This is a genomic window from Streptomyces sp. AN091965 (assembly GCF_022698285.1).
Lineage (GTDB): Bacteria > Actinomycetota > Actinomycetes > Streptomycetales > Streptomycetaceae > Streptomyces.
In genome coordinates this window covers 256,308-267,092 of sequence record NZ_JALDMY010000001.1, presented here as the reverse complement: position 1 = coordinate 267,092, position 10,785 = coordinate 256,308, and the positions used below count along the sequence as shown (strand labels likewise).

Sequence of the window (10,785 nt, the reverse complement as noted above, 5' to 3'; positions counted from 1 at the left end):
CCGCAGCGCCGCTCCGCCGACCTGATCGGCTGCAGTGTCATGGCCTTTTTCGTTACTTCACAGCGTGGCCGATGAGTTTGTGGCGCCCGGCCGGTCCAAGCTCGTGACACCCCACGAAAGGACACCGTCATGTCGGAGCTTCTCGTCGACTTCATCACCTCCCTCGACGGCTGCGCGTCGGGAGAGGGATGGCCCGGGTTCTGGGGCCTGGAGGGCCCGGAGTACCTCGCGTGGCTCGGCGAGCAGCCCGAGGTCACCTACCTGATGGGAGCCAACACCTACCGCCTGATGTCGGGCTTCGCCGCAGGCGAGGTCCCCGGCGGCCAGGACGAGTTCAGGCCCGAGGAAGAGGCGTCCGTCGACGAGCTCACGCAAGCGTCCAAGGTGGTGTTCTCCTCCTCCCTCAAGGAGCCCCTGACGTGGGCCAACTCCACACTCGTCCGCGACGACGCCGTCGAGGCGGTCCGTGCCATGAAGTCGAGCGGCGCGGGGCTCCTCAGCACGATCGGCAGCCTCAGCCTGTGCCGGTCCCTGCTGCGAGCCGGACTCGTCGACCGCTTCCGGGTCGTGATGTTCCCGGTGATCACCGGGGCCACGGGCGAAGAACGCATCTACGACGGCTATCCGGACGTCGCCCTGGAGATGACCGAGCACCGCACCTTCGACGGCCGCATCCAACTGGTCGAGTACAAGCCCCGCGTACTCGACCACCCACCGCTCCACACCCCTGCGTGACGACACCCCGTCCGCCGGACTGCCCGCGCCGCGCCCGGCCGCAGCCATCCCGACCCCGGCGGCCGTGGACGTCGAAGACCAACAGGAGCTGAGGGAGACGGCACGCAGGGGCGCCGGGCGCGGTGCCGACGTCCGAGCCGATCGACGTCCGATCCGGAGCTCCCCCGAAGGCCCGGGCCATCCAGTCGTTGGGTGCTTCGACCTGACGCAACATCTGGACGTGTTCAAGCCCAGCTCTTGCTGGGGCCGGCGGGTCTGCCCCCGTCACAGGTCCAGCCCTCACCGCGGACCCCGCGAAATGAACCCATCCGGTACTCCGCTACAGGTGCGGGGTGCGCGGCTCGATCCGGTGGTCGAAGGCGGCACCACCGACGCCGACCGTGGTCATTCCGCCGTCGATGGTGAGGACGGCCGCGTTGACGTAGGACGCGCCGGGTGACAGCAGCCAGTCGATCGCCTCGGCGACCTCCTCCGGATCGCCGGGCCGCCCGGCCGGATTCAGCCGGTTGGCTTCCTCGTACGCTGCCTCGGTGCCGCCCGCCAGGCCCGCCTCTGCCGCGAACCGTGCCATCCGCTGGTCAGCCATCTCTGTACGCACCCAGCCCGGGCACACCGTATTGGCCCGCAGCCCCTGCGGCCCGTAGTCGACGGCGAGGGAGCGGCAGAGGTGGAGCAGGGCCGCCTTGGATGTCGCGTAGGCGGCGTTGCCTGCGCTGTTGCGCAGCGCCGCGACCGAGGCGACGGCGACCACCGCGCCGCGGGCGGCGAGCAGATGCGGCAGCGCGGCGCGCAGCAGCAGGAACGGGCCGGTGAGGTTGGTCCGCATCAGCTCTTCCCAGTCTTCGACCGTGGTGTCGCCGACCGCACCGCCCCGTCCGATTCCGGCGTTGAGCACCAGACCGTCGAGTCTCCCGTAGGCCGTCACCGTCGTCTCGATGAGCTCGCGCACGGCCTCAGGGTCGGAGACGTCGGAGGGGTGGGCCAGCGCTCCGGTCTCCTTGGCCACCGCGTGAAGTGGCTCGGTCCGCCGCCCGGAGATCACGACGTGGTGCCCGCCTGCGCGCAGCAGCCGGGCGGTGGCGGCCCCGATTCCGGTGCCTCCGCCCGTCACCAGGACAACACGCTGTTCTGCCATGGTCGTTCGCCTCCGAAGATCGGCTTCCAGTTCCTCGCACGGCGAGCATACGAAGCGCCGGCACCACTGGACCGACCGGGTGCGGCTGCTACCAGCAGCACGGCCGACGCACCGTCCTCCTGCTGCACCACCGTGGCGGTCGGAGATAGCTCGTAGCGCACCTCTGTACGGGGGTTCCGCCGATGTCGGAGCTCTCCGCGTGGCCATCGCTGCAGAAGCCCGTCCACTCGTAGAAGTGTCGTGCGTGGGTGTTTCTCCGGAGAACCCATAGCCTCACCCAGGTCAGGTCAGGGCGGTGCGCCTCGGAGAGGACGTGGTCCATCAGCGCCGTGCCGACCCCTGTGGACTGCTGCTCGGGCAGCACGTACATGGCGTGCAACTCGCCGTCACGCGGCGGCTCTTCGGGCTCCGGGCGGGGTCCGAAGCAGACCCACCCCACGAACTTTCCCGTGCGGTCGGCGACCCGGTCGGCCATGGCGCCGGTGCCGCGTTCCAGGAACGCGCGGCGCGGCTTGGCGTCGTCCGCCACGGACATCGAGTCCAGATAGGGCTGCGGCATCAGCCCTGCAAAGCAGGGAGGTCAGCAGCTCGCCAACCACGGCGTCGCAGCGCAGCAGCGGCAAGGCATCCGTCCGGCGCCCACGCAACTGCTACCACCGTGAACACCAGGACCACGCACCCGGTCTGCGTTGAGGCGTAGATCGCACCGGGCTGATGCCGGGTGGTCTTCCCTCGTGTCCTGTTCGCTGATGCGGAGGGGGGATAGGTGGCGGCCTCACGACCGCATCCACTATTGGTTACACCGTACACATCGTGTACGGTGTAACCACATCGACGACCGGAGGATCCGATGTCCCAGCAGACTGTCGCGCACGCATTCGCCGCATTGATGAACGGCCACGACCCCAATGCCGTGGACGGCTTCGTGGCCGAGGACTATGTCAACCACAACCCGTACGTCGAGGACGGCCGGGAGGCCAACCGGGCCTTCTGGGGCCGCTGGTTCGCCGCCTTCCCCGACACCCGTGTGACTCTCGAGGACGTCCTGGTCGACGGAGACCGTGTGGTCGGCAGGTTCACCTACCGTGCCACCCACCTCGGGTCGCTGCTCGGAGAGGAGCCCACCGGTCGCCCGGTGGAGATGCGGTCACTGGACATCTGGCGGGTACGGGACGGCATGGCGGTCGAGCACTGGGACGAGCTCAACACCATCGAGTTCTTCACCCAGCTGGGCCTGCTCGCACCGATGAACATGCCCGGCGCGCCCGCCGGCGCGCGGAGCCGGGAAGAGGGCGATGCGTCATGACGCCTCCCGGGCAGGAGCCCGAGCCCTCCAGGTCCCGGCAGCGCCGGGAGCGGGAACGCGCTGAAACGCGGGCCGAGATCCTGCGGGCCGCCCGTGAGCTGGCCCGTTCCGAGGGCTGGGACGCCGTGAGCATGCGCCGCCTGGCCGACCGGATCGGTTACTCCGCCAACTACGCCTACCGCTACTTCAAGGGCCGGGACGACATCCTGCTGGCCTTCGTCAAGGACGGCTTCGTCCGGCTCGCCGGCGTCATGAGCTCCGGTGGTACGTCGGTCCAGGCCGCGGCGGCCGCCTACTTGGACTTCGCGCTCGACGAGCCGGACGTCTACCAGGTGATGTACGGCCTCGGTGGCGTCCACGTGCCCGCCGCCGACACCGTCACCGAGGGCAACGCGGTCGGCGCCGTGATCGCGGACGCCCTGGGTGTCGCGGACCCTTACGACGACCGCATCGCCCGTATCTGGGCCACCGCGCACGGCCTCGCCGCTCTGCACGCCATCCGCAAACTCCCCGTCGACCGCGCCCACCTGCACCGGCTGCTCGCGGCAAGCGTCGACGACCTGCTCCGCACCCCACAGCAGTCAGAAGGAGACGCCCGATGACCACCGCTCCCGCCGTCCCCGCCCGCTGGACTGCGGACGACATCCCGGACCAGACCGGCCGCACCGTCATCGTGACCGGTGCCAACAGCGGCCTGGGCTACGTCACCGCACGAGAACTCGCCCGCCACGGTGCTCACGTCATCCTCACCGCACGCAACGCGGACAAAGGCAGAGCCGCGCTGGACAGACTCCGCGGCGAGCTCGTCGCCCCCTCCCTGGAACTGCGCGCCCTGGACCTGGCCGACCTGAACTCGGTCCGCGACTTCGCCGACACCCTCGATGCACCCGTGGACGTACTCGTCAACAACGCGGGGATCATGATGCCGCCGCGCACCCTCAGCAAACAGGGATTCGAGTCCCAGTTCGCCACCAACCACCTGGGGCCCTTCGCGCTGACCGGCCTGCTGCTGAAGCGACTGCGGACCGGAAGCGACCCACGCGTAGTGACGGTCACCTCGACCCTCCACAAGAACGGAGCCATTCACTACGACGACCTCGACGGCGAACGGTCCTACTCACCACGCGGGTTCTACGCACAGTCCAAGTACGCCAACGTACTGTTCGGCCTCGAACTGGACCGGCGACTGCGTACGAACGCCGTCCAGGTCCGCAGCATCCTGGCCCACCCCGGCTACTCGGCCACGAACCTCCAGTCCTCCGGGCCGACCGGACTGCTCAAGGCCATCCTCAAGGTCACCAACCGCCTCGTCGCCCAGGACGTCGAGACGGGCGCGCTCAACCAGCTCTACGCGGCCGCCGCCCCGCAGGCCAGGAGCGGGCAATTCATCGGCCCCGACGGACGCAACGAGGCGAAGGGCCACCCCACCCTCGTACAGCCGGCCGAGTCCGCCACGGACCCCGAGACCGCCCGCCGCCTGTGGGACCTGTCGGAGCAGCTCACAGGAGTCCGTTACGACTTCACCGACTGACCGACTGACCGACTTCACCGACTGACCGACTTCACCGACTGACCGACTTCACCGACTGGTCCGCACCACGCCGCCGCCCTGCCATGAAGGCCGAGAAGACCGACGCCGCCCGAACCGAAAACCGCCACATCTCCGAGCACACCGCGGCCGACCAAGAGGACGTCGGGCCTGAAAGCCAGGCCGTCTCACTCCTTCACGGCAGCGTTCGAACGCGTTGCTCGCCCGACTCCACCGTGACCCGGTAACCGCTCCAGGTCGGCCAGCCCAGGTCGGCGTAGCTGCGGACTGCGCGCTGCCCTCGTGTCTTCATGAAGTCGACGGCGCCGACGAAGGAGCCGGTTGCCCGCCCCTGCCCGTCGACGGTGAGGCGGGCGAGGCCGTCGCACTGGAAGGGGCTGTCGAGCGGGGCCAGGATCACACCGCCGGGGCGGACCTGGTCGACCCAGGCCTGCGGGAGCTGACGCACGGCGACGGTGGAGATGAGGCGGTCGTACGGAGCGCCTGGCGGGTGGCCTTCCTCGCCGTCTCCCACGACGAGGCGCGGCACGCAGCCCGCGGCGCGCAGCACGGTCTCGGCGTGCTCGGCGAGGTCTTTGTCGATCTCGATCGAGGTGATGGCGGCCGCGCCGGCACGCTCGGCCAGGAGCGCGGTGTTGTACCCGGTGCCGGTGCCGATCTCCAGGATCCGCTCGCCGGGCTGGGGGTCCAAGTGGTGCAGCATGTCGACGACGACGGCCGGGCAGGAGATGGACCCGGTGAAGTCGCCGCATTCCGTCGGCCCGTGGGGAGGTACGGCCCCGTCAGCGATCTGCGTGATCAGCGGGCTCCGGGCGCGGTAGACGGCCCTCAGCCACTGGTCGGCCTTCGTCCGCCGGTCCAGGAGGGGGAACAGCCCGTCCTCGGGGCTGCGGTGCGGCCACCACACGCGCTCGGGAACGAAGGCCTCGCGCGGCACGGCGAGGAAGGCCTCGCGCAGCCAGGGCCGGTCGTGGAAGTGGCCACACTCGTACCGATCGATCTCGTCGGCGCATTCCGCCCGCGCCCGCTCCGCGGCCGCCACCGTGCGCATCCCTGACGCCGGGTCAGCCGCCGCTTCCGGGCTCGTCCGGTGGCTCCTCCTCAGGTGGCTCCTGGACGTCTGGGTCTTCCGGCGGCAGCGTCTCCTCCGGCATGGGATTGCCGGGATCGCCCGGGGACGAGTACTCGCCGCCGACCTGGCCGTTGCCCTGCTGCCGGTGCGCCACGGCCCCTCCTCCACACTGCTGGTCCTGTGAGTCTGCGCGCCACCGCACCCTGATCGCCACACCGCGACGCGACCGTTTGTGCATCCAGCACGCGCTCTGTGCGGCGGCCACCGCCCTCCCTACCGCGGGTGGACCAGCCGCGCGGAGGCGTGGGAGGCCCCCTGAGCGCCGATTCCCTGGGGGAGAGCACGCGGGTCCCCGCGCTTGTCGCCGCGGGTCGCTGCGGCGCCCTGACCCGGGTGCGCCGACAGGCGCGCGGGTGGCGGCAGGCGGACCTCGGCGCCCGCATCGGGTGCGTGGCAGCGACCGTCTCCCGGCCGGAGCGACGCACCGCCCCCGGCGACGTGGGCCTGGTGGTAGCCGCCACGCGGGCGGTCGGCTGCGCCGGCCGGTGCCGAACGGATCGCCTCGCTTGCCGTGGCGGCCGCCACGGGAGCGGTCCTCGGCCTGGGCGCGAGCGATCGGCCCTGGACAGATTGCCTCTTGTGGGGGCTGGCCGGATGCATCGCCGTAGTGCCGATAGCCATAGGCGCCAGGCAAGTCGCCCGGTACGTGAGCAGACGGCGAACACCCTGACACCTTCGAGCCGGTCCACTCCTGACAACCGCCAAGGACGATGTCAGGAGTGGACCGGCGCCAGGCCATGACCGATCCGTCGGGCACGGTCGCGGAAATGTCGACCGCCGCGATGCGGGAGCTGTCCCGCCGCGCGTTCCCTGAGCCCGACGCCGTCGCGGACGACGCGTCGGCCCCGATCGAGCAGGTCCGCCTTGAGCGCCGCCGTCAGGCCGCGTGCTCGACCTGGACCTTCCAGCCGCCTTGGCAGTGGCCCGGCGCCACCTGGGCAGCTGCGCACTGCCAGTACGCCGCCCAGCCGACACCCGACCGCCCCGACGGCGCGATCATCGCCACCACCGCAGCAGACCGGTGGATCGGTGAGCCGGTCCGTGCCCTGGAACTGACGCCCTGACCGAGTCGGCCGCTCCCAGCGGGCAGCAGCCCGCCGTCGACGGGCTGAAGCTGTCCGGCGTCGGCCGTGCCCGGGTCGCGCCGCGCGACGGCCGGGAACCGTCCGGGTTCGCCGCCGTGTTGCAGGACCTGGCGGCCGACCGGGCCTGGGACCTGCTCCGGGGTGCGCGGCGCAGGTTCGTAGAATCCATGGGCACGGTCGTTCCGGACGCACACGGCACGCCCTCAGCCCCGGAACGTTGGGGGTGACACGCCCCGAGACCTGTCTGTGGGGAGAGGGTCCTCGTGAGCACGCTGCCCGGAGCCGGTGGCTGACGGCGGGAGCGAGCACCCGTCTCAGGATGGCCAGTTCAGGTCCGGGAACGCGTCACGCGTCTCTGCCAGGAGGTGCGGGTAGGCGCTGCCATAGGTAGCGGCGGCCGCGTACACGGCATCCAGGGCGGCGCGCCGCGGGTCCTCCTGCACCGCGGCGAACAGCGCGATCATTGCCGTGGCCTGCTGCGACACCTCGCCCCCGGAACCGTGCAGAGGGCGTACGAAGGTGTGCGGCAGGTTCTTCTGGGCGAAGAACCATTCCCAGGCCTGGGCCCGGTCGCCGAGGGGGACCGGTAACTCCTCGCCAAGGCGCAGCGCCCGGATGGCGCGCGCGAAGGTGGAGAACGTATGGAGTTCAGCCTTGGCGATGGCGTAGCTGACGGCCCACCGGGCGATGTCCCGCTGGGTGGCCGCGTCGGCGCTGTCCACGGCGTCCACCAGGTCACGGTCCAGGGATATGAGCCCCCACTTGTTGCCGCCGACCTCGCGCAGCGTCGGGCTCGGCGCCCGTCCGCCCCAGTTGCCTGCTTCCGCCTGCCGCTCCGCTTCACGGACGATGGTCTCTTCCGCTTCGCGTCGAAGGCGCTCGGCCTCGGCGCGGATCTCGGGCCCGGGCGGGGGCGGCAGAGCGCGGGCGCAGTCATGCCAGTAGGCGGCGCTCCGCGTTGTCTGCTTGATTACCTGGTCCGCGGCGGGTTCGGCCGGCCAGAACTGCAGTAGGTAGTGATCGATCACAGGGCCGTCGTCCAGGACGGAGAGTTCGTCGTCCGGGGTGACATCCATGCCTCGGCCGCAGTAGCGGACCCGGTAGTCGGTGACGGGCAGATCGAGCGAGCAGACCGCGCCGTCGCCCCACGGAACGACGGCGGTCTCCGCGGATGCAGGGCGGAAGGAGACCTCGACGATCTCCTCCCACTGGTCATCCAGGGACGGTTCCGTCTCGTGGACCTCCACCGTCAGTCCCACACGTCCTGTGTGCAGACCTGTGGTCAGGAACAGGTTGCCGGGGTTCGCGGCCCCGCACAGCCCGTTGCTCTGACCGGCGCAGTGCGCGATCTCCTCCTCGCGCGAAATGTCGAGGCGGCTCTCCACGTAGAACTGCCTGTAGTGGACTCTCAGTTCACCGTCGTAGACCGTCCGCACACCTGCCCCCTTGGCCGAGCTTCATGGGAAGGCAGTATGCGACCCCGCACTGACAACGCCGCCCGGACGCGTACAGGAGCGGGGCAGGCGGGACGTACTCGGCAGCCCCGAGCGCGAGCGACAGGCCGGGGCCGCAGGCAAGTCCACCGAGGAACGCGCCGGCGCCGCCGGGCCCGGGACCGTGGCGCGTGACGGGCGGGAGCCGTTGCACAGCGCGGCTGGTCGCCGCCGGGCCGGAGATCTGCAGCGTGAATGCCGGGAGCCGTCCGGGGTTGCCGCCGTAGTTGAGGTGCCCTGCGCGGGTCCTTCGTGGGTCCTTTGCGGTTCTTCAGGGGCACGGTACTGGCGGGCGGCGGCCAGGCCGCGGGCCCACTTCCCCCTCGGCCCGCTCACCCACGTGCGTTGGCGGAGCCAACGGGCGAGGCGCCCGATCATCGCCCGCCGGCGGTGGCATCCGGCTCACAGCCCTGGATGACTACGCCCGGGGAGGGTTCACCGTGATGGCCCAGGGGGATACGCGGGCTCGCGAAGTCGCTGGACATCAACAGGGCTAGCAGAAGGTGTTCCACTGCTTTTCCTTCCGGATCATGCGGAGACGGAAGGTGATAGCGCCGCCCCTTCTCGATCAACGCCTGCGCGTCAGTGATCTCACGCTCACATTTCATCGTCACCGTGACCGTGGCGCGCTGGGTGCCGTTTCCTGGCTCAATTTCGATGCCTGCCGTGATGGCCGGAAAAGAAGGTCTGAGTGCGGCGTTCCCCAGCTACCTTGACGCCGTCTGGAGGAAGTGCATGGGATTCAGGCCTGGAGCCGTACTGCTGGCCCTTGCGCTCGTATCGCACGGTGCGGCGGTGGTAGCCGAACAGCCACGAGAGCGACCGCTCGACCTTCCAGCGGTGTCACCGAGCCGCTTGCTGGAGTCGATCGCGGGGCGGCTGACGCGCGGGTCGAAGGCGCGTTCTCGCAGGCAGGCGAGGTACTCGACGGAGCGGAGCTTGCCGCCGGGGCGGTGCTTGCGGTGCCCGCGCCGAGCGCACGCGGCGGGCACCTCGAGCCGAGCCCGTCCAAGACCTTCCGATGCAGCTGCCGCCACACCGACGTCGCCTCGGCCCAGGCGGTGCACCGGCGAAGTGCCCTGTCCGGGGAGACCCCGAAGATCTCCGGCAGCTGCCGCCAGGCGCACCCACTGGTGAGGACGCACACCACGGCCGTGCACATCGCTCGCTCGTCGACCGGAGCGGTCACTCCGCCCGACGGACGGGTGGAGTAGAAGAAAGGCAGCAACGGATCGGCCGACGACCGCAGTTCGTCACGAACCAACCGGTGCGGCCGACACATACCCACGGCTCGACATCATGTCGCATCGAGTGCCACCACGTGAAAGCGCTTACGACAGAAACCTGGTCACGGCTGGCGTCCCGGTCGGCGCGGTCATCAGTGTCTCTCCATCATCCGCCCAGTCCCGGTTCGGGCTCGCGAAGGGAATGCTCAGTGTTAGGCGTGGAGATATTACGTAGCCTTGGACTTCCAGAACAGGACGACTACAGCCTCAGTCGTTCACCGCATTCTTTCCCGGATGGTGCCGACTTCCGGATCGAAGTGCCGGTCGTCAACAGCTTCAGCACCTTCCGAGCACTGGTGGATCAGGCTCGGCGCAGAGGCATGACCGTGAACAGAGTGACCGAGACGGTCGGTCTCTTCCGGCACACCAGGGAAGAACTGATCGACTATCTGAGGCTGGCCGCGGACGAAGGCATCACCACGGTCTTCTCGGTGGGCCCGCGCGCCACGTACGACACGTGCCCCACCCGATTGACTCAGCACGGCAGTTTCATCGGGTACCGGCTGCGCGGGTTCGACCAGATCCGGCGCGCGCTCGACGACGTGCTGCGCGGCCTCGAATTGGGATGCCGGTCGTTCGTCGTGTACGACGAGGGATTGCTGAAGACACTCGGGCAGGCCAGGAAGGCGGGCCTGCTGCCGGCGGACACCACGTTCAAGGCCTCCGCTCACCTCGGCTACGCCAATCCGATCAGCATCTCGATGCTGGAGGAGTTCGGTGCGGACAGCATCAACCCGGTCAGGGACCTCCCCCTGCCTGCCATCGCGGCTGTCCGGCAGCACATCGCCGTACCGCTCGACGTGCATACGGACAACCCGCCGTCGTCCGGCGGGTTCATCAGAACGTACGAGGCACCCGACATCGTGCGCGTCGCACGGCCGGTGTATCTGAAGACGGGCAATTCAGTGGTCGGTGCGCACGGCTAGTTCACCGGGGCTGAGGACGGTGAGAGAATGGCGGACCAGGCCTCCATCACGCTGGAGACGGTACAGCGGTTCGCACCCGAAGTGAGGCAGAGTCCCGCGGGTTCACCAACACCGGGAGACGCGGTTTCCAGTCGGGCT

Annotated in this window: 11 protein-coding genes and 1 pseudogene; 6 read left to right on the top strand and 6 right to left on the bottom strand. The window is 69.8% G+C overall.

Annotated features, from left to right (window positions below; genetic code table 11):
- The first annotated feature begins 129 nt into the window (after positions 1-129).
- Positions 130-735 carry a dihydrofolate reductase family protein gene (locus MQV74_RS01080; RefSeq protein WP_242714095.1) on the top strand — a complete coding sequence of 202 codons (606 nt, stop codon included), beginning with the start codon at positions 130-132 and terminating at the stop codon, positions 733-735.
- Between the two features lie 319 nt (positions 736-1,054).
- Here the strand turns inward: MQV74_RS01080 and MQV74_RS01075 are convergent, their stop codons facing one another.
- Complete coding sequence (locus MQV74_RS01075) at positions 1,055-1,870, bottom strand: SDR family NAD(P)-dependent oxidoreductase (RefSeq protein ID WP_242714094.1); 816 nt, start codon at positions 1,868-1,870, stop codon at positions 1,055-1,057.
- A gap of 88 nt (positions 1,871-1,958) precedes the next feature.
- Entirely contained in the window at positions 1,959-2,429 is a 471-nt protein-coding gene (locus MQV74_RS01070) for a GNAT family N-acetyltransferase (protein WP_242714093.1), read from the bottom strand.
- Between the two features lie 291 nt (positions 2,430-2,720).
- Here MQV74_RS01070 and MQV74_RS01065 point away from each other — a divergent pair, with 291 nt between their 5' ends.
- The 3 genes from MQV74_RS01065 to MQV74_RS01055 are packed head-to-tail and all read left to right on the top strand — an operon-like array spanning position 2,721 to position 4,707.
- Positions 2,721-3,176, top strand: a complete 456-nt coding sequence (locus MQV74_RS01065; RefSeq protein ID WP_242714092.1) for an ester cyclase — start codon at positions 2,721-2,723, stop codon at positions 3,174-3,176.
- Entirely contained in the window at positions 3,173-3,778 is a 606-nt protein-coding gene (locus tag MQV74_RS01060; protein WP_242714091.1) for a TetR/AcrR family transcriptional regulator, read from the top strand. The genes MQV74_RS01065 and MQV74_RS01060 overlap by 4 nt, the downstream gene beginning before the upstream one ends.
- Positions 3,775-4,707 carry an oxidoreductase gene (locus MQV74_RS01055; RefSeq protein WP_242714090.1) on the top strand — a complete coding sequence of 311 codons (933 nt, stop codon included), beginning with the start codon at positions 3,775-3,777 and terminating at the stop codon, positions 4,705-4,707. Before MQV74_RS01060 ends, MQV74_RS01055 begins: the two co-directional genes overlap by 4 nt.
- A gap of 193 nt (positions 4,708-4,900) precedes the next feature.
- Here MQV74_RS01055 and MQV74_RS01050 read toward each other — a convergent pair whose 3' ends face one another.
- On the bottom strand, positions 4,901-5,776 hold the full coding sequence (locus tag MQV74_RS01050; protein WP_242714089.1) for a methyltransferase domain-containing protein: 876 nt from the start codon (positions 5,774-5,776) through the stop codon (positions 4,901-4,903).
- A gap of 13 nt (positions 5,777-5,789) precedes the next feature.
- On the bottom strand, positions 5,790-5,951 hold the full coding sequence (locus tag MQV74_RS01045; protein ID WP_242714088.1) for a hypothetical protein: 162 nt from the start codon (positions 5,949-5,951) through the stop codon (positions 5,790-5,792).
- Between the two features lie 780 nt (positions 5,952-6,731).
- Between MQV74_RS01045 and MQV74_RS41305 the strand changes: the two are divergent.
- Positions 6,732-6,921, top strand: a pseudogene (locus MQV74_RS41305) (hypothetical protein); the annotation flags it as partial.
- A 335-nt stretch (positions 6,922-7,256) separates the two neighbouring features.
- Here the strand turns inward: MQV74_RS41305 and MQV74_RS01035 are convergent.
- Positions 7,257-8,378, bottom strand: a complete 1,122-nt coding sequence (locus MQV74_RS01035; protein WP_242714087.1) for a hypothetical protein — start codon at positions 8,376-8,378, stop codon at positions 7,257-7,259.
- A gap of 799 nt (positions 8,379-9,177) precedes the next feature.
- On the bottom strand, positions 9,178-9,717 hold the full coding sequence (locus MQV74_RS41300) for a transposase (RefSeq protein WP_374120765.1): 540 nt from the start codon (positions 9,715-9,717) through the stop codon (positions 9,178-9,180).
- A 162-nt stretch (positions 9,718-9,879) separates the two neighbouring features.
- Between MQV74_RS41300 and MQV74_RS01030 the strand changes: the two genes are divergently transcribed.
- Positions 9,880-10,647: a peptidase gene (locus tag MQV74_RS01030; protein ID WP_242714086.1), complete on the top strand. Its 768-nt coding sequence runs from the start codon at positions 9,880-9,882 to the stop codon at positions 10,645-10,647.
- Positions 10,648-10,785 lie beyond the last annotated feature (138 nt).